Annotated in this window: 25 protein-coding genes; 15 read left to right on the top strand and 10 right to left on the bottom strand. The window is 53.0% G+C overall.

The window, feature by feature from the left end:
• Positions 1-234: 234 nt before the first annotated feature.
• Entirely contained in the window at positions 235-1,827 is a 1,593-nt protein-coding gene (locus KGA69_RS17245; RefSeq protein ID WP_213292511.1) for an ABC transporter substrate-binding protein, read from the top strand.
• 135 nt (positions 1,828-1,962) lie between these two features.
• Positions 1,963-2,631: a DUF3313 domain-containing protein gene (locus tag KGA69_RS17250; RefSeq protein ID WP_045393989.1), complete on the top strand. Its 669-nt coding sequence runs from the start codon at positions 1,963-1,965 to the stop codon at positions 2,629-2,631.
• Between the two features lie 45 nt (positions 2,632-2,676).
• Here the strand turns inward: KGA69_RS17250 and KGA69_RS17255 are convergent, their stop codons facing one another.
• Positions 2,677-3,573, bottom strand: a complete 897-nt coding sequence (locus tag KGA69_RS17255) for a DMT family transporter (RefSeq protein ID WP_047048775.1) — start codon at positions 3,571-3,573, stop codon at positions 2,677-2,679.
• Between the two features lie 184 nt (positions 3,574-3,757).
• Between KGA69_RS17255 and KGA69_RS17260 the strand changes: the two genes are divergently transcribed.
• Complete coding sequence (locus KGA69_RS17260; RefSeq protein WP_047038408.1) at positions 3,758-4,627, top strand: helix-turn-helix domain-containing protein; 870 nt, start codon at positions 3,758-3,760, stop codon at positions 4,625-4,627.
• Here KGA69_RS17260 and KGA69_RS17265 read toward each other — a convergent pair.
• On the bottom strand, positions 4,604-5,770 hold the full coding sequence (locus KGA69_RS17265) for a benzoate/H(+) symporter BenE family transporter (protein WP_045393997.1): 1,167 nt from the start codon (positions 5,768-5,770) through the stop codon (positions 4,604-4,606). The two genes, KGA69_RS17260 and KGA69_RS17265, sit on opposite strands and share 24 nt — an antisense overlap.
• Positions 5,771-5,863: 93 nt before the next feature.
• On the opposite strand from KGA69_RS17265, the gene KGA69_RS17270 reads away from it, so the two are divergent.
• Positions 5,864-6,409, top strand: coding sequence for a helix-turn-helix domain-containing protein (locus tag KGA69_RS17270; RefSeq protein WP_045394000.1), 546 nt, complete (start codon positions 5,864-5,866; stop codon positions 6,407-6,409).
• A 233-nt stretch (positions 6,410-6,642) separates the two neighbouring features.
• On the top strand, positions 6,643-8,604 hold the full coding sequence (locus tag KGA69_RS17275) for a peptidase U32 family protein (protein WP_015366399.1): 1,962 nt from the start codon (positions 6,643-6,645) through the stop codon (positions 8,602-8,604).
• A gap of 9 nt (positions 8,605-8,613) precedes the next feature.
• On the opposite strand, the gene KGA69_RS17280 is transcribed toward KGA69_RS17275, so the two are convergent.
• The 4 genes from KGA69_RS17280 to KGA69_RS17295 all read right to left on the bottom strand — a co-directional run bounded on the left by KGA69_RS17280 (position 8,614) and on the right by KGA69_RS17295 (position 11,548).
• Positions 8,614-8,850 carry a DUF2554 family protein gene (locus tag KGA69_RS17280; RefSeq protein ID WP_045394002.1) on the bottom strand — a complete coding sequence of 79 codons (237 nt, stop codon included), beginning with the start codon at positions 8,848-8,850 and terminating at the stop codon, positions 8,614-8,616.
• A 165-nt stretch (positions 8,851-9,015) separates the two neighbouring features.
• On the bottom strand, positions 9,016-9,141 hold the full coding sequence (locus KGA69_RS17285) for a DUF2474 domain-containing protein (RefSeq protein WP_064571560.1): 126 nt from the start codon (positions 9,139-9,141) through the stop codon (positions 9,016-9,018).
• Complete coding sequence (gene cydB / locus KGA69_RS17290; RefSeq protein ID WP_045394005.1) at positions 9,141-10,151, bottom strand: cytochrome d ubiquinol oxidase subunit II; 1,011 nt, start codon at positions 10,149-10,151, stop codon at positions 9,141-9,143. Before cydB ends, KGA69_RS17285 begins: the two co-directional genes overlap by 1 nt.
• Positions 10,151-11,548, bottom strand: coding sequence for a cytochrome ubiquinol oxidase subunit I (locus tag KGA69_RS17295; RefSeq protein WP_045394007.1), 1,398 nt, complete (start codon positions 11,546-11,548; stop codon positions 10,151-10,153). The genes cydB and KGA69_RS17295 overlap by 1 nt, the downstream gene beginning before the upstream one ends.
• Before the next feature lie 853 nt (positions 11,549-12,401).
• Here KGA69_RS17295 and KGA69_RS17300 point away from each other — a divergent pair.
• The 6 genes from KGA69_RS17300 to patD all read left to right on the top strand — a co-directional run bounded on the left by KGA69_RS17300 (position 12,402) and on the right by patD (position 19,482).
• Positions 12,402-13,814 (top strand): aminotransferase-like domain-containing protein, encoded by a 1,413-nt coding sequence (locus tag KGA69_RS17300; protein ID WP_045394010.1) that lies wholly within the window; start codon positions 12,402-12,404, stop codon positions 13,812-13,814.
• A gap of 318 nt (positions 13,815-14,132) precedes the next feature.
• On the top strand, positions 14,133-15,278 hold the full coding sequence (ydcS, locus tag KGA69_RS17305) for a putative ABC transporter substrate-binding protein YdcS (protein WP_045394012.1): 1,146 nt from the start codon (positions 14,133-14,135) through the stop codon (positions 15,276-15,278).
• A gap of 17 nt (positions 15,279-15,295) precedes the next feature.
• Positions 15,296-16,309, top strand: coding sequence for an ABC transporter ATP-binding protein (locus tag KGA69_RS17310; protein WP_063447829.1), 1,014 nt, complete (start codon positions 15,296-15,298; stop codon positions 16,307-16,309).
• A gap of 1 nt (position 16,310) precedes the next feature.
• On the top strand, positions 16,311-17,240 hold the full coding sequence (locus KGA69_RS17315; RefSeq protein ID WP_045394017.1) for an ABC transporter permease: 930 nt from the start codon (positions 16,311-16,313) through the stop codon (positions 17,238-17,240).
• Positions 17,230-18,036, top strand: a complete 807-nt coding sequence (locus KGA69_RS17320; protein ID WP_045394020.1) for an ABC transporter permease — start codon at positions 17,230-17,232, stop codon at positions 18,034-18,036. The genes KGA69_RS17315 and KGA69_RS17320 overlap by 11 nt, the downstream gene beginning before the upstream one ends.
• A 21-nt stretch (positions 18,037-18,057) precedes the next feature.
• The gene (patD, locus tag KGA69_RS17325; RefSeq protein WP_045394023.1) at positions 18,058-19,482 is read left to right on the top strand and encodes an aminobutyraldehyde dehydrogenase; all 1,425 of its coding nucleotides are present in this window, start codon (positions 18,058-18,060) and stop codon (positions 19,480-19,482) included.
• Between the two features lie 234 nt (positions 19,483-19,716).
• On the opposite strand, the gene KGA69_RS17330 is transcribed toward patD, so the two are convergent.
• The gene (locus KGA69_RS17330; RefSeq protein WP_072251384.1) at positions 19,717-19,839 is read right to left on the bottom strand and encodes a small membrane protein; all 123 of its coding nucleotides are present in this window, start codon (positions 19,837-19,839) and stop codon (positions 19,717-19,719) included.
• Positions 19,840-20,628: 789 nt separating this feature from the next.
• Positions 20,629-20,721 (bottom strand): stress response membrane protein YncL, encoded by a 93-nt coding sequence (gene yncL, locus KGA69_RS17335; RefSeq protein ID WP_064571558.1) that lies wholly within the window; start codon positions 20,719-20,721, stop codon positions 20,629-20,631.
• Between the two features lie 192 nt (positions 20,722-20,913).
• On the opposite strand from yncL, the gene KGA69_RS17340 reads away from it, so the two are divergent.
• Positions 20,914-21,087 (top strand): GhoT/OrtT family toxin, encoded by a 174-nt coding sequence (locus KGA69_RS17340; RefSeq protein WP_015366412.1) that lies wholly within the window; start codon positions 20,914-20,916, stop codon positions 21,085-21,087.
• A 75-nt stretch (positions 21,088-21,162) separates the two neighbouring features.
• Positions 21,163-21,912, top strand: coding sequence for an alpha/beta fold hydrolase (locus tag KGA69_RS17345; protein ID WP_213292512.1), 750 nt, complete (start codon positions 21,163-21,165; stop codon positions 21,910-21,912).
• 15 nt (positions 21,913-21,927) lie between these two features.
• On the opposite strand, the gene KGA69_RS17350 is transcribed toward KGA69_RS17345, so the two are convergent.
• Both KGA69_RS17350 and KGA69_RS17355 read right to left on the bottom strand, forming a co-directional pair.
• Positions 21,928-23,361 carry an aldehyde dehydrogenase gene (locus tag KGA69_RS17350; protein ID WP_213292513.1) on the bottom strand — a complete coding sequence of 478 codons (1,434 nt, stop codon included), beginning with the start codon at positions 23,359-23,361 and terminating at the stop codon, positions 21,928-21,930.
• Positions 23,362-23,549: 188 nt separating this feature from the next.
• Entirely contained in the window at positions 23,550-24,218 is a 669-nt protein-coding gene (locus KGA69_RS17355; RefSeq protein ID WP_049060330.1) for a hypothetical protein, read from the bottom strand.
• A gap of 233 nt (positions 24,219-24,451) precedes the next feature.
• Here KGA69_RS17355 and KGA69_RS17360 point away from each other — a divergent pair, with 233 nt between their 5' ends.
• Positions 24,452-26,050, top strand: coding sequence for an ABC transporter substrate-binding protein (locus tag KGA69_RS17360; protein ID WP_213292514.1), 1,599 nt, complete (start codon positions 24,452-24,454; stop codon positions 26,048-26,050).
• Positions 26,051-26,067: 17 nt separating this feature from the next.
• Entirely contained in the window at positions 26,068-26,301 is a 234-nt protein-coding gene (locus tag KGA69_RS17365) for a YdcY family protein (protein ID WP_047048747.1), read from the top strand.
• Positions 26,302-26,305 lie beyond the last annotated feature (4 nt).

The following is a 26,305-nucleotide window of genomic DNA, read 5'->3' on the forward strand; positions in this document are numbered from 1 at the left end:
GCCCTTACGGGCGCAGTGAACTGCGTTCAAATTCGTTCCTGACGAATTTGTCCTCACTCACCCCAGTCACTTACTGGAGTAAGCTCCTGGGGATTCGCTGCGTCGCCGCCTTCCTGCAACTCGAATTATTTAGGGTATAGTTATTTTTAAGGTGTTTGCAATCTGGCTTTAGTGTTATCTATGGGCAATAAAACAACAAGCTATTCATTAGTCAAAAAATGAAAAGGGAAACGCATGCAACGCACATTTACTTCAATAGCTCTGACGATAGCGGCATTAGCGGTGAGTTCCGCTGTGAATGCGAAAACACTGGTTTATTGCTCTGAAGGCTCGCCGGAAAACTTTAATCCGCAGCTTTATACTTCCGGGACCAGCGTCGATGCCAGCGCGGTACCGATATATAACCGGCTGGTGGACTTTAAAGTTGGCACCACGGAATTGCAGCCCAGCCTGGCGGAAAGCTGGGAGGTGAGCGACGATGGCAAAGTTTATACTTTCCACTTACGCAAGGGCGTTAAATTCCAAAGTAATAAGTATTTTAAACCGACCCGTGATTTTAATGCCGATGACGTTATTTTTTCCTTTATGCGGCAAAAAGATCCGAATAACCCTTATCATAATGTCTCTAATGGCAACTACTCCAATTTTGAAAGCCTGGAGTTTGGTTCGTTAATTACCGCAATTGATAAACCGGATGAATATACGGTGCGTTTTACCCTCGCGCACCCCGAGGCGCCTTTTGTCGCTGACCTCGGTTGGTATTTTGCTTCAATCCTCTCTGCGGAATATGCCGATGCGATGCTGAAAGCCGGAACCCCGCAGCGCGTCGATATGGATCCCATCGGCACCGGGCCTTTCAAGCTGGCGCAATACCAAAAAGATTCGCGGATCTTGTTTACCGCATTTCCTGATTACTGGCAGGGAAAAGCGAAAATCGATCGTTTAGTATTTAGTATTACGCCTGATGCCTCGGTGCGTTACGCTAAGCTTGAGAAAAATGAGTGTCAGGTCATGCCATTCCCCAATCCCGCCGATTTACCGGGGATGAAAGATAATCCGCAGATCAATCTGATGAGCAAAGCCGGGCTTAATACCGGTTTCCTCGCCTTCAACACCCAGAAAGCGCCGCTGGATAACGTTAAGGTGCGCCAGGCGTTGGCCATGGCGATCAATAAACCGGCAATTATCGACGCGGTGTTCCACGGTACCGGGACAGTAGCGAAAAACCTGCTGCCGCCTGGCGTCTGGAGTGCCGATGCCGATCTGCAAGATTACAGCTGGGACCTGGAAAAAGCCAAAGCGCTGCTGCGTGAATCCGGCGTGAAGAGCCCCATTACCATCGACCTGTGGGCGATGCCGGTTCAGCGTCCTTATAACCCAAATGCGAAACGAATGGCGGAAATGATCCAGGCCGATTGGGCGAAAATCGGCGTGCAGACCAAAATCACCACCTATGAATGGGGCGAATACCTTAAGCGGGTGAAAGACGGCGAGCATCAGGCGGCGTTAATGGGCTGGACTACCGCGACCGGCGACCCGGATAACTTCTTTGGCCCATTATTTACCTGCCAGTCGGCCAACGGCGGTTCTAATTCGGCCAAATGGTGCTACGCGCCGTTTGATAAAATTATCGCCGAAGCCAAAACCATCACCGACAGGCCGCAACGAGAAGCCTTGTATAAACAGGCGCAGCAGATGATGCACGATCAAATGCCGGCCGTGATGATTGCGCACTCAACTATTTTTGAGCCGGTTAATAAATCGGTGATCGGGTATGAAATCGACCCGTTTGGGAAGCATATTTTTTATCAGGTGGACGTAAAATAAGCATCGTAAATAAATCCGCCGCGTTGGCGGATTTATTTTTTGCAAGGAGTTGACGGACCACCTTTTTTGTCACAAAACTTAGCGTGGGAATTTGTTATAAATCTTGCCGACAAACTGCATTTACAGGGATCATCCATGCGTACGAAAATGTTATTTAAAGTAGCCGCTCTGGCCGGGCTACTGGCATTAACCGGTTGTGCATCCAAACTGGCGCAACCGGATCAGTATTCCGGGTTCTTAAAAGATTACTCTAAGTTAAAAGAGACTACCTCGGCTTCCGGCAAACCAGAGCTGCGCTGGATCTCCCCGGACTACAATCCGAACAACTATGACAATGTTGTTTATCGTCCAATCACCTACTACCCGGTGCCGAAACCAACGACTCAGGTAGGGGAGAAAGCGCTGCAGGACATCCTCAATTACACCAATAAGCAGATGAAACAGGCCATCAGCGAACGTAAACCGTTGGCGACCACGGCTGGCCCTCGCAGCCTGATTTTCCGCGGCGCCATCACCGGTGTTGATACCAGTAAAGAAGGGCTGCAGTTCTATGAAGTGATCCCGGTAGCGATGATTGTCGCGGGTACCCAGGCGGCAACCGGCCATCGCACGATGGACACGAATCTCTACTTCGAAGGCGAACTGATCGACGCGAAGACTAATAAGCCGGTTATTAAGGTTGTGCGTAAGGGCGAAGGTAAAACGCTGTCTAATGAGAGCACGCCGCTAACCGCTGATACGTTGAAGCAGGTGATTGATGACATGGCGATCGACGCGGTGAAATTCGACCCGTCGCAGAAGTAATTGATGCGTTAAGCCCGTCTGGCGCGATGCCTGACGGGCTTATTATCAGGCCAGCCGGCGGCGCATAAATAGCTGCTCGGGGCGGGCGAACATCACCAGATTTCCTACCAGTATTAACGCAAGACCTATCACCGCGTTGCTATGCCAGATGTAACCTTCATAGAAGGTGGAGATAGTTAATGCCACCAGCGGGAAAAGCAGCGTGCTATAGGCCGCTTTACTGGCGCCGATACGTCCTACCAGGGTGAAATAAGCGCCGAAGGCGATCACAGAACCGAACAACGCCAGATACAGCAGGGCGCCCATATAACTCCAGGTCCACTGTGGCATAAAGTTATCGCCGCGCAGCAGCGCGATCGCGCCCATCACCAGCGTGCCGTAAAACATGGCCCAGCTATTGGTGGTCAATGTCTCAAGCCCGCGGCGCTGGTGGCGAATACTCAGCATGTTGCCCAATGAAAAACCGTACGTTCCCAGGGCGCTCAGGCCGATTCCCCACAGTAGCGACGCGTTCAGACCATTGGCGAGGAGATCGTCCCAGAAGAGGGTGACGATTCCGGCGAGCCCCAGCGCCGCCGCCAGCCAAAAGCGCCCCGGCGGCTGCTGGCGGAAGAAAATAAAACTGTTGATCGCGTTAAATAATACCGCCATCGAAAAGATCACCGACTCAAGGCCGGTATTGATATGCGCCGCGGCGGTATAAAAACACCAGAAGTTAAAGCAAAAGACGCAGCAGCCTTGCAGCATGCAAAACAGATGATCGCGCATTGCCAGCGGGCGCAGACGCCGGGTAATCAGCAAAATTGTCAGCATGGTGACGCTGGCGACGGCAAAACGCCAGAAAATTGACACCGGCGCGGCAACGGGCCCCTGTTGTAAAAAGATAGCAATCCATGTGGTACCCCAGATAACCACCACCAGCCCGTAGAGTAATGCGTTCAAAATGTCTCTCCTGTTAATATGCCTGGCGTGAGTGTGCGGTTTTTCCGGGCAAAGCGCTGTCACCTTTTTGTTGCCGACTTGCAAAATCTTGCGCTTATTTTTCACAAGCTCATGGTCAATGCTGGTAAGCGGAGAGGACAATTTATAGACTAGAGGTCTGCGGATTAAAAACGATGTGAAGGCTATGGCATACGGGACGTTCGAAACATTACAACAACAAAATGCGGTGCTGCGGGGGACCGTAGAACTCAATTCCGGGATCCAGCTTGCCGCGTGGTACAACGACCTCGATCGAATCACGGTGCGCAGCGACCACCACACGTTGAGCCTGTATGTCGCCGATGGTTACGAAAGCTACCAAAAAACGCCCTACGGCTGGAAGAACGGCGGCGGGCCGGATCGTTTTTGTCTGATGCCAAAGGGCGATGAAAGCACCTGGGATATTCGCGGCGATCTTTCGTTCGTTCATCTCTATTGCACCGATGAACACCTGCGCCGTGTCGGCGAGCAAATTTGGGATCGCAGTCCTGCTTCTTTCACCTTGCAGGAAAAGACCTTTGCCAGCGATGACAAAATTACGGCGGTCTATCGTCAGTTTCTGCTCGACAACGACTGGCGCCAGCAGGCTAATCAACTGCTGTTAAGCTCGGCCAGTACGCTGCTGTTGACGCATCTGATTCAAAACTATTCGAACGTCCAGTGGCGGTTGCCGACCGTTACCGGCGGCCTGGCGCCGCATCTGTTGCGTAATCTGTTGGCGTGGATTGAGGAGCATCTCGAGCAGCCGCTAACGCTCGCCGATCTGGCCGCCCAGGCGTCGCTTAGCGAATACCATTTTGCACGGATGTTCCGCCAGTCAATGAATATGGCGCCGCACCAGTATGTGATGCAGCGGCGGATGCTCAAGGCGCAACATCTGATTTGCCATACTCAGCAGCCGTTGACCGAGATAGCGTTAGCCTGTGGCTTTAGCTCCGCCAGCCATTTTAGTCATCGGGTAAAAAGCGCCACGGGGCTTACGCCAAGCCAGCTACGCGCGGCGCAGCGCGGTTAACAGCGCATAGCTGATACCGCCGAGGACCAGCCCCCAAAAGGCCGAGCCGACTCCTGCAAGGGTAACGCCGCTGGCGGTGACCAAAAATGTTACGACTGCGGCATCGCGTTCGCTCTCATGCCCCAGCGCCTGATAGAGACTGCCGCTAATGGTTCCCAACAATGCCAGTCCCGCCAGCATCTGGATCCACACCGGCGGCAGCGCCGCCATTAGCGCGGTTATCGAACCGCCAAATAGACCCGCTAACAGATAAAAAAAACCGGCCGCCGCTGCGGCGAGCCAGCGCTTATCCGCATCCGGATGCGCATCCGGACTTTGACAGATCGCGGCGGTAATGGCGGCGATGCATACGGAATAGACGCCAAATGGTGAAAATAGCAGCGCCAGCGCGCCGGTAAATACGATAAGCGGCGAGACCGGAACCCGATAACCTGATGCCTGAATAGTCGCCAGCCCCGGCGCATTCTGCGAAGCCATGGTGACAAGAAAAAACGGTACACCGACGCTGAGTAACAGCGAAGGAGTGAACTGCGGGGTAATCCACTGCGGAGCAACAAAAACCATATCGTTTGCCACTGGTGACAGCGCGCCGGTTAGCAGGGCGATGACCCCACCTGCCGCTAATGCCGCGACCACCGCAAAACGTGGATAAAGCGCTTTGCATAACAGCCAGGCGGCGAACATCCCGCCGCATAGCAGGAGATTATCCTGCAAACTGCCAAATGCCTGCAGACCAAAGCGTAGCAGGATTCCCGCCAGCATTGCCGCCGCCAGCGAATGCGGAATGATTTTCATGAGGCGGGCAAACAGTCCCGTCACGCCACATAGCAGGATCAGCGCGTTGGCGAAAACAAATATTCCCACCGCCTGCGCCAGCGTCGCTCCCTGTAATCCACTGACCAGTAAAGCCGCGCCTGGGGTTGACCATGCGGTGAGGATGGGGACTTTCCGCCATAACGTTAATACCAGCGTGCTGACGCCCATCGCCAGGCCAAGGGCGGTCATCCAACCGGCTATTTGCCCGGCGTCGGCGCCAGCGGCGGCGGCCGCTTGCCAAATGATGGCGGCGGAGCTGGCGTAGCCTACCAGCACGGCGACAAATCCCGCGAGCAGCGTGGGGATGGGAAGGGTAAAGGAGCGCATGAACACCTCTTGTGCGTTATAACATACGACGAAGGTAGCATTGTGCGTTATAGCGTACAACTGGTAATATCAAGAAAATGACGAGGAGCACCAATGAATATTGCCCAACATCTGGCATTGACGCTGAAAAGCCTGCGTCAGCAGCGCGGCTGGAGTTTGTCGCGGCTGGCGGAAGAAACCGGAGTATCAAAGGCGATGCTCGGGCAAATCGAACGTAATGAATCGAGCCCAACGGTTGCGACATTGTGGAAGATAGCCACCGGCCTCAATGTGGCGTTTTCGACTTTTATTGTCGCTGATGAGTCCGCAGCGCCCGCCGCCTTCGACCCGCAGCAGCAGGCGATGGTGGTGACGCCCATCTTCCCATGGGATCCCGAACTGCGTTTTGACCATTTTTCGATTACCCTCGCCCCCGGCGCGCTGAGCGAATCGACGCCGCATGAGACCGGCGTCATTGAACATGTGGTGGTCATTAGCGGTACGCTGGATTTATGTCTGCAGGGGCAGTGGCATTCATTGCAGGCGGGAGAAGGGCGGCGCTTTGCCGGCGACCTGACGCACGCTTACCGCAATAGCGGCGCGCAGACGGTGCACTTTCATTCGCTGATTCATTATCCAAAAGAAAAAGCCGCGGACTAATCCGCGGCCAATCAAGATGACTGAGACTAAAATTCACAACGTGACGAGGAAAATCCGGAATACGCAGCCACTGTAACCTTGCCGGGTTTTCATGAGAAATAGCTTTTTCTTCAATGCTTTGCCGATTTCTGCAAATTCGCTGTGCGGGCGCGGCGGAAAATGTTTTCGTCTGCGCTCAGTTCTGACTACAATAGCCGCCATTTCGACCCCCTATAACGGATAACGACGAGCGTATGCGCCTGCAAAACCATCATCTTGAACTTCTTAGTCCCGCCCGCGATGCCGGGATCGCCCGTGAAGCGATTTTACACGGCGCCGATGCGGTCTATATCGGCGGGCCGGGCTTCGGCGCGCGGCATAATGCCAGTAATAGCCTGAGCGATATCGCCAACCTGGTGCCGTTTGCGCATCGCTTTGGCGCTAAGGTGTTTGTGACGCTGAATACCATTCTTCATGATGATGAACTGGAACCCGCGCAACGTCTGATTACCGATCTGTACGAGACCGGCGTCGATGCGCTGATCGTGCAGGATATGGGGATAATGGAGCTGGATCTGCCGCCAATCGAGCTGCATGCGAGCACCCAGTGCGATATTCGCAGCGTCGAGAAGGCGAAGTTTCTCTCTGATGCAGGCTTCAGCCAGATTGTTCTGGCTCGCGAACTCAACCTCGATCAAATTAAAGCGATCTACGACAATACCGACGCGACTATCGAGTTCTTTATTCACGGCGCCCTGTGCGTTGCCTATTCCGGCCAGTGCTATATTTCTCACGCGCAAACCGGACGTAGCGCCAACCGCGGCGACTGCTCTCAGGCTTGCCGCCTGCCTTACACCCTGAAAGACGATCAGGGGCGCGTCGTGGCTTATGAAAAACATTTATTGTCGATGAAAGATAACGATCAAACTGCCAACCTGGCGGCATTGATCGACGCCGGCGTGCGCTCCTTTAAGATTGAAGGGCGCTATAAAGATATGAGTTATGTGAAAAATATCACCGCTCACTATCGTCAGATGCTGGATCGTATTATTGAAGACCGCGGCGATCTCGCGCGTTCTTCCGCCGGGCGCACCGAGCACTTTTTCGTGCCGTCTACCGATAAAACATTCCATCGCGGCAGCACCGACTATTTTGTTAACGCGCGTAAGGGCGATATCGGCGCGTTTGATTCGCCGAAATTTATCGGTCTGCCGGTAGGCGAAGTATTAAAAGTCGGAAAAGATTATCTCGATGTCGAAGTGACCGACGCGTTGACTAACGGCGATGGTCTGAATGTCATGATCAAACGTGAAGTTGTCGGCTTCCGTGCCAATACGGTGGAGAAAACGGGGGAAAACCGTTATCGCGTCTGGCCAAACGAGATGCCGGCAGACCTGCATAAAGTACGTCCGCATGAGGCGCTTAATCGTAACCTCGACCATAACTGGCAGCAGGCGCTACTGAAAACTTCCAGCGAGCGTCGCATTGCGGTTGATATCGCGCTGAGCGGCTGGCAGGAACAATTGGTGCTGACCATGACCTGTGAAGACGGCGTCAGCGTCACGCATACGCTGGATGGCGAATTTGCCGAAGCGACCCAGGCGGAAAAAGCGCTGGCTAATCTGCGTGATGGCGTGGCGAAGCTCGGGCAGACTATTTACTACCCGCGTGATGTGCAGATTAATCTGCCGGCGCTGTTTGTACCGAACAGTATGCTCAACCAACTTCGCCGCGAAACGGCAGAGATGCTCGATCAGGCGCGCCTTGATGCCTGGCAGCGCGGTACGCGTAAACCGGTCTCCGTACCTCCGCCGGTGTATCCGGAAACGCATTTGTCGTTCCTGGCGAACGTTTATAACCACAAAGCGCGCGCTTTTTATCAGCGTTACGGCGTACAGCTGATTGATGCGGCGTATGAAGCTCATGAAGAGAAGGGCGACGTACCGGTGATGATAACCAAGCACTGCCTGCGTTTTGCCTTCAACCTATGTCCGAAGCAGGCTAAAGGCTCGATTAAAAGCTGGAAGGCGACGCCGATGCAGCTGATCCACGGTGATGAAGTCCTGACGCTGAAATTTGATTGTCGCCCGTGCGAAATGCACGTGGTGGGTAAAATCAAAAATCATATCCTCAAGATGCCGCATCCGGGCAGCATCGTCGCCTCCGTTAGCCCGGACGAGCTGATGAAAACGTTGCCCAAGCGTAAAGGCGCGTAAGGGCCGTTCTCACAGCGGGCCGTTATGCGCCTTTGCTTTGCGCGCATACTGCCGGTGATGATGCTCGCGCAGCGAGCTGGCGGTCTCCTCAGCCTGGCTGCGTAGCTCATCGCAATCAGCCTCGTGCAGTAACTGCTGTTCGAGGCTTTGCACCGGGAAATATTCATGCCCCTGACGCTGGGCTAACACATGGCCGGACAATAACCCGCACATCAACACAACCGCTGTCAAAAATTTTCGCCACATATCATTTTCCATATCAATAGATAACGCATGAGTAATATGGTTGATTTAATATCGGCTTTTTTGCATGGTTATCAAAGAAGCGCAAGGCTTTGTCAGGCGCGGCTGAAGAATGATGAAAAAAAAGCCTGACGCGTCAAGCGCCAGGCTAAGAAACAGTTTCTTTTCTCAGGCGCGAAGCCCGGCGGCGTTCATCAGCAGGCGGAAAATCATGCTGACGGCGCCCAGCGCCAGCACGCTAGCCCCCCATATGGCCACCAGCCATAGCAAACGTTTTATCCATGATCTCTCCATCAGTGATATCCCTCGCCAGGTTGAACTTTGCCGCGGAATACGTAGTAGCTCCAGAAGGTATAACCAAGAATGACGGGAATAATCAGTAGCGCGCCAACCAGCATAAAGCCCTGGCTTTGCGGCGGCGCCGCGGCCTGCCACAACGTAATCCCCGGCGGGATAATATTCGGCCAAATGCTGATCCCAAGCCCGCTAAAGCCAAGAAAGACTAATCCCAGCGTCAATATAAACGGCAGGACGTGAGCGTCGCGTTTCCCAAGCGTGCGCCATAACCAGGCGCTGATGGCGATAACCAGTAGCGGCACCGGCAGCAGGTAAAACAGGTTCGGCAGGCTAAACCAGCGCTCGGCGATCGCCGGCAGAGAGAGCGGCGTCCACAGACTAATCGCGGCTATCGCCACCAGTAAGGCCAGCAGAAGAAAGCGTGAAATTCTGCGCATGGTATTCTGCAACGGATTCTCGCTTTTCATCACCAACCAACTGGCGCCCAACAACGCGTAAGCAACGGTGAGGCCGAGGCCGCAGAAAAGGGTAAATGGCGTGAACCAATCCCACATTCCGCCGCTAAAGCTGCGACCGCTGACCGGAAAACCATGAATGACCGCGCCAACGACCATGCCCTGGTTGAATGTCGCCAGTAGCGATCCGCCAAGAAAAGCTTTATCCCAGAAAGGGCGGTGCGTAGGGGTAGCTTTGAAGCGAAACTCGAAGGCCACGCCGCGAAAAATAAGGCCGATCAGCATCAGGGTTAAGGGTACCGACAGCGCGTCGATAATCACCGCATAGGCCAACGGGAAGGCGCCGAAAAGACCTGCGCCGCCAAGCACCAGCCAGGTTTCATTGCCATCCCATACCGGGGCGACGCTGTTGACCATCACGTCGCGCTCTTCATCGCCGCGTACGGTAACAAACAGAATCCCAATCCCTAAGTCGAAACCGTCCATGACGATGTACATCAGCGTGGCGAACACGATGATAACAAACCAAATAACCGATAAATCAATACCCATTAGCGGGACTCCTTATGCTGAAAACCATCCATAACGGCAGAAAGCGGACGCGCGGGCGTACCTGTTGGCGCCGGTGTCTGCTCCTGCGGTCCTTTGCGGATCAGGCGCAGCATGTAGCTATAACCGACGCCGAACACCGAACTGTAGACGGCAATAAAGGCCAGCAGGCTAATGGTCATATGCAGATCGCCGTGAGCTGATACGGCCTCGGAGGTGCGCTGTACGCCGTAGACGACCCATGGCTGGCGGCCAACTTCGGTGGTCACCCACCCAGCAAGAATCGCAATCAGTCCGGAAGGCCCCATCCATAACGCGAAGCGCAGGAAAGGTTTTGAGGTATACAGACGCTGGCGATAGCGCAGCCACAGCGCAATGGCGCCAAGCAATATCATCAGCATTCCCAGACCGGCCATCAGACGAAATGACCAGAAGACAATGGTTGAGTTAGGGCGATCTTGCGGGGCGAATTCCTTCAGCGCCGGTACCTGCTTATCGAGGCTATGGGTAAGAATCAGACTGCCGAGGGCGGGGATCTCCAACCCGTAGCGGGTGCGCTCTTGTTGCATGTCCGGCCAGCCGAACAGCAGCAGCGGCGTCGGTTCGCCGGGCGGATTTTCCCAGTGGCCTTCGATGGCGGCAATCTTCGCCGGTTGGTGTTTCAGGGTATTAAGCCCATGCATATCGCCGATTAATGCCTGGATGGGGGCGACAATCAGCGTCATCCATAGCGCCATTGAGAACATGGCGCGGATGGCATGGGTTTGGTTGCCGCGCAGCAAATGCCATGCGGCGGATGCGCCCACGAATAACGCGCTGCTAAGAAACGCAGCAACGGACATATGGAATAAGCGGTAAGGGAAAGAAGGGTTAAAGATAACGGCGAACCAGTCTACGGGTACGACCTGGCCGTTAACGATTTCAAAACCTTGCGGTGTTTGCATCCAGCTATTTGAGGCCAGGATCCAGAACGTGGAAATGATGGTGCCCAGCGCCACCATACAGGTGGCGAAAAAATGCAGGCCGGGGCCGACACGGTTCCAGCCAAATAACATCACGCCAAGGAAACCGGCCTCCAGGAAGAACGCGGTAAGGACTTCATACGTTAGCAATGGGCCGGTAATGCTGCCGGCGAACTGAGAAAAACCGCTCCAGTTTGTGCCGAACTGGTAGGCCATAACCAGCCCTGAGACCACTCCCATACCAAAGTTGACGGCAAAGATTTTCGACCAGAAATGATACAGCGAGCGCCAGACAGGATTTTTTGTTTTTAACCACAATCCCTCAAGTACCGCCAGGTAACTGGCAAGACCGATGGTGATCGCTGGAAAGATGATATGAAATGAGACGGTAAAGGCGAATTGGATCCGCGCCAGATGAAATGCATCAAGACCGAACATGCAAGGCTCCACAACAAAATTGATTCTGCGCAATTTTAGAGGGGGGAGAGGCGTGATAGCAGACGCAGAAAAGCGCTTTTTTATGATAACAGTTGCGGATTGTTATTCTTTCTCTTGATGTTTCATATTTGTGAAGTTAATTTTCATGTCATCATAAATAATCAATTTCGTATTGTGAATTTATATCAGTTATACTTCACACTTTTATTTACGATTTTCCTTATGACTTGCGCTGTTTTTTGTTAATTATTCTGCTAGCCTGTGCTGGCGTTATGTTTTGCCGTCAAGTTTACCTCTTAAATATCCGTATTCATTATGTGAATTTTATATCCATTATTTTTTAATATATTAATTGATAAAGAAAGGGAGAGGGTTTGTCAAAGAAAGGCCTGCGAAGTTTACTTATCTCATTGTTGATCATGAGCATTTTTTGGCTTGCCGTGGGCGGCGGAGTCTATCTGCTTATTTGAGCTACTATTATCCCGGCATGAAATCACTTCATTTTTAGATGTGTGATGAATTTATCGGTCGGGCTGATTTAATCGCTGATTCACAACATGAGAAATAAAGCGTATCTATGTTCAAACGATTAGAGTTGGCATCGATACGTCGTGCGCATCATTCATATTTTTTCTAACTTGCGGACTTGCCTGATACTTTATTGCTATCCTCAAATGCGAATAATTCATCATTGATAATACAATTTCATGTTCTTTCAGCGGCAAGATCACCACTTGCCGTGCTATGAGATACTCGCTCAGTGGCATCTGTCAGGTATATCAGTTTTTAAAACCTGCCATTTTTGACCATCTGTTATAAGATATGGCATCCCGTTGATGAAATGGATGCGGTAATGAAAAAGTATCAGCAGCTTGCGCGACAGTTAACTGAACAAATCGCGCTTGGCGTTTGGCAACCCGGCGATCGGCTACCCTCCTTACGCGAACAGGTTGTCAGCAGCGGAATGAGTTTTATGACCGTCAGCCATGCCTACCAGTTACTGGAAAGCCAGGGACGGATTATCGCTCGTCCACAATCCGGTTATTATGTGGCGCCGCAGCCGGTGAAGCAGCGCCAGCCTGAGCCTCCCGCGCAAGTGACGCGCAATGAGTCGGTTGATATCAACACCTATATTTTCGACGTCCTGCAGGCGAGCCGCCAGGCGTCGATGCTGCCTTTTGCTTCCGCTTTTCCCGACCCGCGTCTGTTTCCCTTGCAGCAGCTAAATCGTTCGCTGGCTCAAGTGAGTAAAACCGCCACCGCCATGAGCGTGATCGAGAACCTGCCGCCTGGCAATGATGAGCTTCGTCATGCGATTGCCCGGCGTTATGCGTTGCAGGGAATGAACGTATCGCCGGATGAGATAGTCATTACCGCCGGTGCGCTGGAGGCGTTGAACCTCAGCCTGCAGGCGGTAACTGAGCCCGGCGATTGGGTCGTCGTCGAAAATCCATGCTTTTACGGCGCGCTGCAGGCGCTCGAACGGTTGCGACTTAAGGCGCTATCGGTGGCCAGCGATGTGAAAGAGGGGATCGATTTAGCGGCGCTGGAACAGGCATTGCAGAGCTACCCGGTCAAAGCCTGCTGGCTGATGACCAATAGCCAGAACCCGCTCGGATTTACGCTGACGGCAGACAAAAAAGCGCAACTGGTGGCGCTATTGACACGCTACAACGTCATGTTGATTGAAGATGACGTTTACAGTGAGTTGTACTTTGGTCGGGAAAAACCGCTACCCGCAAAGTACTGGGATCGTGATGAGATGACGCTGCACTGTAGCTCATTTTCAAAATGCCTTGTCCCGGGGTTTCGTATCGGCTGGGTTGCCGCTGGCAGGCATGCCCGCCGTATTCAGCAGTTACAGCTGATGAGTACGCTTTCTACCAGTTCGCCGATGCAGTTGGCGCTGGTCGATTATCTCTCGACCAAACGTTACGACGCGCATTTACGCCGGTTGCGGCGACAGCTTGCCGAGCGGAAACAGCTGGCCTGGCAAGCGCTACTGCGTTTTTTACCCGCCGAGGTCAAAATTCATCATAGCGACAGCGGTTATTTCCTGTGGCTGGAGCTGCCCGCTGGCGTCGATGCTGGCGAACTCAGCGCTCTGGCGTTACGGGATAACATCAGTATTGCGCCGGGTAAAATGTTTTCTACCACCGCTAACTGGACCTCATTTTTCCGGTTTAATACCGCCTGGGGCTGGGGAGAAAAAGAAGAGCAGGGAGTCAAACGGCTCGGCGAACTTATACGTCAACTTTTGTCTTAGCTTATTCATCGCTTTTTTTAATTGCCGGTTTTTATTTTTCCGGCAATTTATCCACTTCATTCTTGTATTCATTAATCAGTTTAAAATATCCACCAGCACCGGGTCGTCATAGGGAATATGCATACTCATCCCCCTGCCATAACTCCTTGTCTATAATCCATATTATCGAATCGTGGTGGCGATTTTTGCGGAATGCGCACCTGGTCACAACCTGAGGAAATTTCCCCAGAGCCCCGCAGGCCGCCGTCTACCCTTATTAAGGGAGATATTTTTACGGCACGGCTGCCGCTACTTTTATTCTGACAGGAGTAAGTTCAAATGAGCAAAAAATTTGCCCGTGGTAGCCTGTGCGCGCTGAGTATGGTTGTGCTGACAGCGCAAGCCGCTGAACCGCCGTCTTCGCTGGATAAAGGAGAAGGGCGGCTCGATATTATTGCCTGGCCGGGTTATATCGAACGCGGTCAGACGGATAAGAATTATGACTGGGTAAGCCAATTCGAAAAAGAGAGCGGCTGCCAGGTTAATGTGAAGACTGCCGCCACTTCAGACGAAATGGTCAGCCTGATGGCGAAGGGCGGTTACGACCTGGTGACCGCCTCCGGCGACGCCTCGTTGCGCCTTATCATGGGCAAGCGTGTACAGGCGATTAATACCGCGCTGATCCCAAACTGGAAAACGCTTGACCCGCGAGTTGCCAAAGGCGCGTGGTTTAACGTCGGCGATAAAGTGTACGGCACGCCCTATCAATGGGGGCCGAACCTGCTGATGTACAACACCAAAACCTTCCCGACGCCGCCTGATAGCTGGAAAGTAGTTTTCGTCAAACAGGATCTACCGGACGGAAAAAGCAATCAGGGGCGAGTTCAGGCCTATGATGGTCCGATTTATATCGCTGATGCGGCGCTATTTGTCAAAGCAACGCAGCCGCAGTTAGGAATTAACGATCCCTATGAACTCACCGAAGCGCAGTATCAGGCGGTGTTGAAGGTTCTGCAGGATCAGCATCCGCTGGTTCACCGTTACTGGCACGATGCAACCGTGCAGATGAGCGACTTTAAAAACGAAGGCGTGGTTGCCTCGGGCTCCTGGCCGTATCAGGCCAATGGTCTGAAAGGTGAAGGTCAGCCTATCGCTACCGTCTTCCCAAAAGAAGGCGTGACCGGCTGGTCCGATACGACGATGTTGCATAGTGAGGCAAAGCATCCGGTATGCGCTTATAAGTGGATGAACTGGTCGCTGACGCCGAAAGTACAGGGCGATGTCGCCGCCTGGTTTGGGTCGCTGCCCGTGGTGCCGCAGGGCTGTAAAGCCAGTACGCTACTGGGAGACAAAGGCTGTGAAACCAACGGTTACAACCAATTCGACAAGATTGCGTTCTGGAAAACGCCGATTGCCGAAGGCGGAAAGTATGTTCCTTATAGCCGTTGGACCCAGGACTATATCGCGATTATGGGTGGCCGCTAAGCGCCTGGAGACTGAACATGACGTACGCGGTAGAGTTTGATGACGTTTCGCGTTTGTATGGTGACGTACGCGCGGTGGATGGCGTGAGTATCGCCATTCGCGATGGCGAGTTTTTTTCCATGCTGGGGCCGTCAGGCTCCGGCAAAACCACCTGCCTGCGCTTAATCGCGGGCTTCGAACAGCTATCCGGCGGTTCTATTCGTATTTTTGGTCAGCAGGCCAGCGAATTACCGCCCTGGCAGCGTGACGTCAATACGGTTTTTCAGGATTACGCGCTATTTCCGCATATGTCGATTATCGACAACGTCGCCTATGGGCTGATGGTGAAAGGCGTGGGCAAAAAAGAACGTCAGCTTCGCGCCCAGGAAGCCTTAGAAAAAGTGGCGCTTGGGTTTGTGCACGCTCGCAAGCCTTCGCAGCTATCCGGCGGTCAACGGCAACGGGTCGCCATTGCCCGCGCGCTGGTCAACCAACCTCGTGTGCTGTTATTAGATGAACCGCTTGGCGCGCTGGATTTAAAACTGCGCGAACAGATGCAGGTAGAGCTAAAAAAACTTCAGCAGTCGCTGGGTATTACTTTCATTTTTGTTACTCACGATCAGGGTGAGGCGCTGTCGATGTCCGATCGCGTGGCGGTGTTTAACAATGGCCGTATTGAGCAGGTCGATTCGCCGCACTCGCTCTATTTACAGCCTAAAACCGCCTTTGTCGCCGGATTTGTCGGCACCGCGAACGTTTTTACCCCAGAAGTTTCGCAGCGCCTATGCGGGGTGTCTGGCGCGTGGTCACTCCGTCCTGAACATATTCGACTGAATGGCGGCGGTGATATTCAGGTTCAGGGGACCGTGCAGGCGGTGCAGTTTCAGGGGGCATCAACGCGTATTGAACTGAAACTTGCAGCGGGCGAAAAGCTGCTAGTCAGCCAGGCCAACGTTGATGGCGGGGCGGCGTTGAGCGCGCCGCGGTTGGGGCAACAGGTATTGGCCGGCTGGTCGCGTTCGGCGATGGTCTCCCTGGAAAGCGGAGGCTGAGATGACGATGGCGCTTGTACAACCAACGACCGGGAGGATGTCAGGGCTGTTCTGGCGAAAACCGTCATTGGGCCTGTTTTTACTGCTGCTGGGCCCGTTGATGTGGTTTGGGATTGTCTATCTGGGATCGCTCCTGACGCTGTTGTGGCAAAGCTTCTATACCTTTGATGACTTTACGATGTCGGTCACCACGGATTTGACGCTCGCTAACCTGAAGGCGCTGTTTAATCCCGCCAACTACGACATCATTGTCCGTACCCTGGTGATGGCCATCTGCGTGACTATTGCCAGCGCAATCCTGGCGTTGCCGATGGCGTGGTATATGGCGCGTTATACCCGCGGCAAGATGAAAGCCTTCTTTTATATCGCGGTGATGTTGCCGATGTGGGCCAGCTATATCGTTAAGGCGTACGCCTGGACGCTATTGCTGGCGAAAGATGGCGTGGCGCAATGGTTTCTCGGCCACCTTGGTCTGGAGAGCGTGTTAAATATGGTGTTGACCATCCCGGCGGTCGGCGGCAATACCTTATCGACCTCCGGGCTCGGGCGATTCATGGTGTTCGTCTATATCTGGCTGCCGTTCATGATCCTGCCGGTACAGGCGGCGCTGGAACGCCTGCCGCCGTCGCTGCTGCAGGCCTCCGCCGATTTAGGCGCTCGACCGCAACAAACCTTCCGCTACGTGGTACTGCCTTTAGCCATACCGGGTATCGCGGCAGGTTCTATCTTTACCTTTTCCCTCACCCTTGGCGATTTTATTGTGCCGCAACTGGTGGGACCGCCCGGTTTCTTTATCGGCAACATGGTTTATTCGCAGCAAGGCGCGATTGGCAATATGCCGATGGCGGCGGCGTTCACGTTGGTGCCGATTGTTCTTATTGCACTGTATCTGGCGTTTGTTAAGCGCCTGGGAGCGTTTGATGCACTCTGAACGCGCACCGTTGTTTCTCAAAATCGCCACCTGGGGCGGAGTGGTATTTCTCCATTTTCCACTGCTGATTATCGCCTTGTACGCCTTTAATACAGAGGATGCCGCTTTCAGCTTCCCGCCGAAAGGGCTGACGCTCCGCTGGTTCAGCGAGGCTGCCGCTCGCGCAGATATCATTGAATCAGTGACGTTGTCACTTAAAATCGCCGCTTTATCCACGGGGATTGCGCTGGTGTTGGGCACTCTCGCTGCCGGCGCGCTGTGGCGGAGTTCGTTTTTTGGTAAGAATGCCGTGTCGCTGCTGTTGCTATTACCTATTGCACTTCCTGGCATCATTACCGGCCTGGCGCTGCTGACGGCATTTAAAGCCGTCAATCTTGAGCCTGGCTTGCTAACCATCGTGGTGGGTCACGCGACCTTCTGCGTGGTGGTGGTGTTTAACAACGTCATTGCCCGATTTCGCCGGACATCATGGAGTCTGGTGGAAGCATCGATGGATCTTGGCGCTACAGGCTGGCAAACCTTCCGTTACGTGGTGCTGCCCAATTTGGGTTCGGCACTGCTGGCGGGCGGGATGCTGGCATTCGCTCTGTCCTTTGATGAAATTATCGTCACTACCTTTACCGCCGGACATGAGCGGACGTTACCGTTGTGGTTGTTAAATCAACTGGGGCGCCCGCGCGATGTACCGGTCACCAACGTGGTCGCGCTGTTGGTGATGTTAGTGACGACTGTACCCATCCTGGGGGCCTGGTGGCTAACCCGTGACGGTGAGAATAACGCCGAAAGCGGAAAATAATACACTTTACAGGATCATGCTATGCAACATAACCTTTTGATAAACGGTCAATTAGTGGCGGGGGAAGGCGAGGTGCTGCCGGTATTCAATCCTGCCAATGGCGAAACGATTATTGAGATTGCGGAGGCGACCGAGGCGCAGGTTGATGCCGCCGTCAATGCTGCAGATCGTGCGTTTGTCAGCTGGAGCCAGACAACGCCGAAAACCCGCGCCGAATGTTTGCTGAAAATGGCGGATGTGATTACTGAACATGCAGAAACGCTCGCCAAACTGGAGTCTTTAAACTGCGGTAAACCGCTACATTGCGTTATCAATGATGAAATGCCGGCGATTGCCGATGTATTTCGCTTCTTCGCCGGCGCCGCGCGTTGCCTGCCGGGAATGGCTGCTGGGGAGTACCTTGAGGGGCATACCTCAATGATCCGCCGCGACCCGGTGGGGGTGGTGGCCTCGATTGCGCCGTGGAACTATCCGCTAATGATGGCGGCGTGGAAGCTGGCGCCCGCGCTGGCGGCCGGTAACTGCGTGGTGATTAAACCTTCAGAAATCACCCCACTGACGGCCTTGAAGCTGGCGGAACTTGCAAAAGACATTTTCCCGGCCGGCGTTATCAACGTGCTTTTCGGCCGGGGCCCAACTGTTGGCGACCCGCTCACCGGCCATAGTAAAGTGCGTATGGTTTCGTTGACTGGTTCGATTGCCACCGGCGCCCATATTATTGGTCACACGGCGAATTCGATTAAACGCACCCATATGGAGCTGGGCGGTAAAGCGCCGGTCATTGTTTTCGATGATGCCGATATCGATGCCGTCGTCGAGGGCATTCGTACTTTCGGTTTTTATAACGCCGGTCAGGACTGTACTGCCGCTTGCCGTATTTACGCGCAACAAGGCGTCTACGATCGGCTGGTTGAAAAACTAGGCGCGGCCGTGGCCAGCCTGAAAATGGGGCAACCGGACGATCCATCCACGGAACTGGGGCCGGTCAGTTCGCTTGCGCATCTCGAACGGGTGACAGCGGCTGTCAACGCTGCGCGCGCCTTACCGCATATTAAAGTGGTAACCGGCGGCAGCCGCGCGGCGGGGAGTGGTTACTATTTCCAGCCCACGCTGTTGGCTGGCGCACAGCAGGATGACGCTATCGTACAACGCGAAGTTTTTGGCCCGGTAGTTAGCGTGACGCCGTTTAGCGATGAGGAACAAGTATTAACCTGGGCTAATGATTCGCAATATGGGCTTGCCTCCTCGGTGTGGACGCAGGACGTGGGCCGCGCCCATCGCCTGAGCGCGCGTTTGCAGTACGGTTGCACCTGGGTGAATACCCATTTCATGCTGGTTAGCGAAATGCCGCACGGCGGACAGAAGCTATCTGGTTACGGCAAGGACATGTCGATGTATGGCCTGGAGGACTACACGGTGGTTCGTCATGTAATGGTGAAACATTGAATATTAACGTGCCGGCAGCATTATCACGCTAATAGTTGCAATAGCAATAAATGTTAAAAAAGATAAGGGGTAATATGAGAGTATTCTTATACCCCTTCAAGAGCTAAGCCATTGTGAGTGCCGGAGATAAGCGCCGGATGGGGTGTAAACAACTAAGCATGCTATTAATTGTTGATCCCTGCAGGATGATGCGGGGATTTTTTTGCGTATCGACTTTTTATGCCGATTTAATAATCAATGTTTGTCTTTTTTTGATGGCAGGCCCGAGTGGCGGCGCTCACGAATATAAGAGATAAGACTGTAGATTGCGATCACCAATAAGACTAAAGCCATTAGCAGGGCAAGTATTCCTGACATAAGCGACCTCAAAAATAAGTAACAGGAAAAGCAAAAACGTTATAACTAATAGTAATGAACCTATGCGGAAGTTCGTGAGTTTGCAAATAATAATTTCTTTCACTTACCGGAATATAGAGCACAAAATAACACCTGGAAATCTACAGTCCGCATTAACCATAAGGTTGAGCAGTCGATTGCTGATTATCGGCAGTCGCTAATTTAAGAAAATTCTCACCTCATAAAAGCCAAGTATAGTTAGCTATCCATAATCCGGTATGCGGATTGCCAGATCATTTTGTTATTTCCAATGAAATAAATATCCTCTCGCTAGCAGAAGGGGGACATAACGGATCGCACTCCTCAGAAATGCTCTCCAGGAAGGGAATGATTGTAGCCATAATGTTAAATTCTGAATGAAATCGCCACGGGACAGTTGTTATCGTGTAGGCGATTTGACTTTTTCGCCTCGCTCATGAGAAAATTTTACATAATTTGTTATTCTGACGTTGAATCGGTTTTGAAAAAGCTAGCATTTATCCTGTTACTCATCGGCGTAAGCGCAATGCTTTACGACAATCTCCCTGCCCAGCGAATTCGCGGCTGTGAAAGCCTGGGGGCAACAGAGGGGGGTTGTGCAGCGGTCGAGTGGGATACCGAAAAGCTTAATTTCTTGCCGTCATATAACCCGGAAAGTCTTAAGACTATTGTAGTGCTTCAACAGAAAGCCGACGGGAAACGCGCGATAATTAAATCATAAAAAAAGCAGCCGTTGAGGCTGCTTTTTTAGGTTTAGTTGCTGAAAAATTACTAAAACCAACCAAAACGAACGGATAACAGGCTAATAAGCGCAAGCGCTGCGCCGACATTAATCAGAATTACGGTTTTGCTGGAAACATCCATAACGCCACCTTTATGAGTAAGCCCCTACATTTATAGTCGGTGGCGTAGAGTTGCGCTATCGGACAACACTGAATCAACCGTTTTTCCATGGTCTTTGCAGTTGCTTGTTTTGTGAAGTATTGATCTCTGACGTACTAAGTGGTGCGGGACAGGATAACGCGTGTTGCGCGATGTCTGACAGGGAAGGAAAAAATGACTTTATACCAGAAGATGCTGGTTTTTTATGCCGTAATGGGCTGTATTTGTGCGTTGATAAGCTGGTTTTTAACTAAGGAAAGCCGTTGCATTCGGCTGCTGGCAGCGCTGTTGATTGGTGCGACATGGCCGTTCAGCTTTCCTATGGCGTTGCTGGTTTCTCTATTCTGAACAACAGAAATGGCTGGCCTAATTGTCTTGATGGCTGTATATAAATACAGTTAAAAATAATAAGGTTGCCATCTGATGAACAGCTTCTATTCGCATTTAGCCGGCGCAACGGTCCGTTGGTTTGATTTCCAAGGCCAGGGGGACCCTATTGTGTTCATTCATGGGTTAGGTTGCGCCTCTTCATACGATTACCCGCCAGTGGTTTCTAACCCTATATTGAATGGGCGCCGGGCCTTACTAATTGATCTTCCAGGCTATGGTTACAGCGATAAACCGCTTCAGTTTGGCTACCGAATTGCTGACCAGGCTGCGGTCGTTGTGGAGTGGCTGAACAAATTGCAGGTCAGCCGCTGCATTCTCTACGGCCATAGTATGGGGGGCAGTGTGGCTATTGAGGCAGCGCAGCGGTTGGGCAAACGCGTTGAGGCCTTAATTGTCGCCGAGCCCAATCTCTATGCCGGTGGGGGATTCTATAGCTGTAAAATCGCCGGGCAGACGGAAGATGATTTTATCGCCAACGGCTATCAGTCGATGCTGGCGGCAGAAACGTCCCCATGGAAAGGTTGCCTACAAAATAGCGCACCGTGGGCGTTATGGCGGGGAGCTACCAGCCTGGTAGTAGGTGTTTCTCCCTCCTGGTTTGAGCGTTTTATTCACCTGCAATGCCGTAAGACGCTTATCTACGGTAGTTTATCGCTACCCTCACAGGAAGCGGAAGACGTCGAAACTGCGGGTATCGCATTGGCTGTCATACCGCAGGCGGGGCATTCGATGGCTTGGGAAAACCCGGCCGCGCTGGCGCGCGCGATTGCCGGGCTGGTCTGAAAGCATCGCGGTAAATCAGAACGGTAATTCGCGCGGGCGAGTTTGCATGGTTATCCAGCGAAGCTCGGTGAATTCAGCGATCCCGGCGCGCCCTCCAAAGCGGCCATAGCCGGACGATTTACAGCCGCCGAACGGCATCTGCGCTTCATCATGTACGGTAGGGCCGTTAATATGGCAAATACCGGTTTGCAGATTTTGCGCTACATTCCAGGCGCGAGCGCTATCGCGGCTATAAACCGCTGCCGCCAGGCCGTATTCGCTATCGTTCGCGACGGCCAGAGCCTCTTCCTCGCCGTTAACCCGGATCACCGATTTGACCGGGCCAAAAGATTCCTCATGCCATATGCGCATTTCACGCGTCACGCCATCCAGCAGGGTGGCGCGCATTTGCGTCGAATCCGCTTTTCCACCGCAGAGTAAATGTGCGCCTTTACTTAGCGCATCATCAATCAACGCGTTGCAGCGTTGTACCGTTTTCAAATCGACCACCGGGCCGAGAAGCGTAGAAGGTAGTGCGGAAGCGCGTTGGCTGATTAATGCGACGAACTCATCCGCGATGCTCTCATCGACAATAATGCGTTCGGTGGACATACAAATCTGTCCGGCGTTGGCAAAAGCGCCAAAAATCGCGCCCGCCGCTGCTTGCTGCAGATCGGCATCATCCAGTACCAGTAGAGGCGCTTTGCCACCCAGTTCAAGTATCGCAGGTTTCAGATGCTCTCCGCAGGTGCGGGCAATAATGCGCCCCACTGGCGTTGAACCGGTAAAATTGACCCGTCGTATGGCTGGGTGAGCAATCAGCGTCTCCACCAGCGCAGGCGCATCGGCTGGCGAGCAGGTAAGATAATTCACTACTCCATCGGGAAATCCCGCCGCCGCGAGGGCATCGACGATTAAGCTTTGCGTCGCCGGTGAGAGTTCCGAGCCCTTAAGGATAACCGTATTGCCACAGGCCAGCGGCGTGGCGATGGCACGGGTCGCCAGAATGAGCGGCGCATTCCACGGCGCCATAGCCAGCACCACGCCGGCCCCCTGACGTACGCCCATCGCCAGATTGCCGGCCACGTTGGAGGGAATAATTTGACCTTCGATTTGCGTGGTTAAGGCCGCGGCTTCACGCAAAATATCTGCCGCCAGGTGTACGTTGAATCCGGCCCAGTGCGCTGTCGCGCCGGTCTCCGCCGCCATAGTAGCGATAAATTTCGCCTCTCTACGCTGCATTTGCTCGGCGGCTTCCAACAACAGCCGGCGACGTTCGGAGGGGATGGTGTCGCGCCATGAGGGGAATGCGGCGGCGGCTGCTTCTGCGCAGCGACGAGCGTCATTGATGCTCGCCGCTGCGGCGGTAGAGGCTATCTCGCTATGTTGCGGATAACGTCGAGTGAAAGTGGCGTGACCTTCGGCATCGTGCCAGCGGCCGCCGCTATATAAGCTGCAGGTTATTGTCATTAGCGTAACCTCATTGGTCTGCGGAGCGTCGAGTCTACCGCCTTACCTCATTGCGTAGCGGCGAAAGGGCGGTTATCGCACAATTTTTTTGCAGATTTCTCAGCGGGTCACAACTTAGTACAATAATGAGAACGGCGAACATGGGCCGCAGCAAACACAATCTATTCGCCACAGCCCACAGAGGATAGTTAATGTAATGGCTGTTCCTGTAGCGCGTCAGAATATTGTTTTAGTCTTTTAATTTTATCTTTTAAAATCCAGCTTAACTCGGAAATATGCATTTTTATTTCGTCAATATCGACCGAACTGCCTTCCACGAAGGCAGGCGTTGTGCCGACGACGCCGCTCGCCAACGCTTTATTTGTTTCACAGCGATAGCCGATCTCATAAAGCCTATCGCTTAGCTTTTTCTCAAAAGCGTTGAGATTGTCATAAGCCCTGAGATAGTCCGTAATTTGCGCGGCGGAATGTAATATATAAAATCGTGATTTCACGGCCGGCGTTTTATCAAGATCAATAGCAATTGAGTCGTCGGGAACGAATAGATTAACGGTGGGTATTGCCGCCGCTGGCGAACGTCGGGTTACATCATAAATCCCTCCATCGTCGGCCTGTAAGGCGGCGTGATGCGTTGCGACCAGAAAACAGCCCGGCCAGTAGTTTATCTCCCAGCCCAGCAGCATTTTTCCACCGACCTGTTCGATCGCCGCGCTGACGTTCCAGTAGGCGTTTCCCTCGGGCCCCGGTTTATCAATAACCGGGAGATAGATTGGACTGGCGCCAGGATTCAACTCTTCGGCAAATTGCAACAACCGCGGGTCGTTGAGAGTGATAGGCTGATAAATCGAATTCGTCATGTAACGCTCCTTTGACTGAAATGGGACAATGCGGCACGCGATTGGATCTTAGTCGTAAATAATCATTTTGTCGTACCGGTGCGGGAGTCGCTGATGATAGTGACGTTAAGCAAAGCAAACAGCGCTAACCTTATGAGTTAAAGTGTGAATCTAATAGCGATTCATTATTTGCTGGTTGTATTCCGCTGTGCTGTTATTAGTAGGCATATAACAAATTTATAAGGTTTATAACCATGTCTACAGGGAAATCACTACTTGCGCTGGCTTTAAGCGCGCTGTTACCGGCCGGCGCCGCGTGGGCGGCATCCAACGACACGCTGGTCTACTGCTCGGAAGCCTCGCCGGAATCCTTTAACCCGCAAATCGCCAGCTCTGGCCCTTCATTCGTTGCCAGCTCACAGGTGCTCTATAATCGCCTGATTACCTTCGACCCGCTTATAAACACGCCGATTCCGTCGCTGGCGACCGAATGGAAAGTGTCTCCGGATGGTAAAACCTGGACCTTTACGCTGCGTAAAGGCGTGCAGTTCAACAGCAATAAATACTTTAAGCCGACCCGCGATTTCAATGCGGATGATGTGCTGTTCTCGGTGCTGCGCCAGCAGGATCCGCAGCATCCTTATCACAACGTGTCGCAGGGCAATTATGAATATTTCCACGACGTCGGTCTTGATAAGCTGATTAAAGAAGTGAAGAAGATCGATGATTATCACGTTCAGTTTGTGCTGAGCGAGCCCAACGCGGCGTTTCTCGCCGACTGGGGGATGGACTTCGCTTCGATTCTTTCTGCGGAATATGCCGATGCGATGTTGAAAAAAGGAACGCCGGAATACGTCGATAGCTGGCCGATTGGCACCGGCCCATACGCGCTCCAGCAGTATAAAGTGGATTCACAAATCCGCTATATTGCCAACCCGCACTATTGGGAAGGCGAGGTGCCGACTAAACATCTGATCTTCTCGATTACGCCGAACGTTGAGACTCGTCTGGCTAAGCTGCAGACCAATGAATGCCAGATTATTCCCGCACCATCGCCGGTACAGTTCCCGGTGATTAAAGGGAATAAAGATCTGGCGCTACACGCGGTGGAAGCGTTGAACGTGGGGTATCTGGCATTTAATACTGAAAAGAAACCGTTTGATAACGTGCTGGTACGTCAGGCGCTGAACTACGCCACCGACAAACAGGCGATTGTGAAAGCGGTCTTCCTTGATTCCGGCAACGTGGCGAAATCGCCGATCCCGGCCAATATGCTCGGTTACAAGAAGGATTTACCGGATTACGACTACAATCCGCAGAAGGCGAAAGAGCTGCTTAAGCAGGCGGGATTGGAGCAGGGCGCAGAAGTGACCCTGTGGTCGATGCCAGTACAGCGCCCGTATAACCCGAACTCGAAGCGGGTCGCTGAAATGATTCAGAACGACTGGAGTAAGGTCGGCATTAAAGCGAAAATCGTTAGCTATGAATGGGGCGAATACCTTTCCGGGATGCGCAAGGGCGAGCATGATAGCGCGCTGTTTGGCTGGATGTCCGATAATGGCGATCCGGATAACTTCGCCGGCACGCTGCTGAGTTGTGATAATATCAAAACTGGCTCTAACGTGGCGCGCTGGTGCGATAAGTCCTATGATGCGCTGGTGAAAAAAGCGCTTCTGCTAAGCGATCCGCAGGCGCGCGCCAAACTTTACCAACAGGCCCAGGAAATTTTCTATCAGCAGGCGCCGTGGATCACGCTGGCGACGGGTAAAACTTTCTACGCCACCCGCAGCAACGTCAGCGGCTACAGCGTGAGTCTGATGGGAAGCGATTTTTCCAAAGCGAAGCTGAATTGATCAAAAAGGAGAGCAGGATGGCCCATCTGGACGATGTCATTGCCAGGGTCGATGAGACCATTGCCGGGGGCGTGATTAGCCATATGAACGAGCTACTGATAGCGTTAAGCGATGATGCTGAACTGGGCCGTGAAGAACGCTATACCCAGCAGCAGCGCCTGCGCACGGCGATAGCCCATCACGGGCGTCAACATCATGAAGATCAGGAAGCGCGCCGCGAGCAGTTAACCAAGGGCGGCGAGATCCTTTAAGGGT

This window comes from Klebsiella sp. A52 (genome assembly GCF_018388785.1).
In the GTDB taxonomy this organism is placed as follows: Bacteria; Pseudomonadota; Gammaproteobacteria; order Enterobacterales; family Enterobacteriaceae; genus Klebsiella; species Klebsiella aerogenes.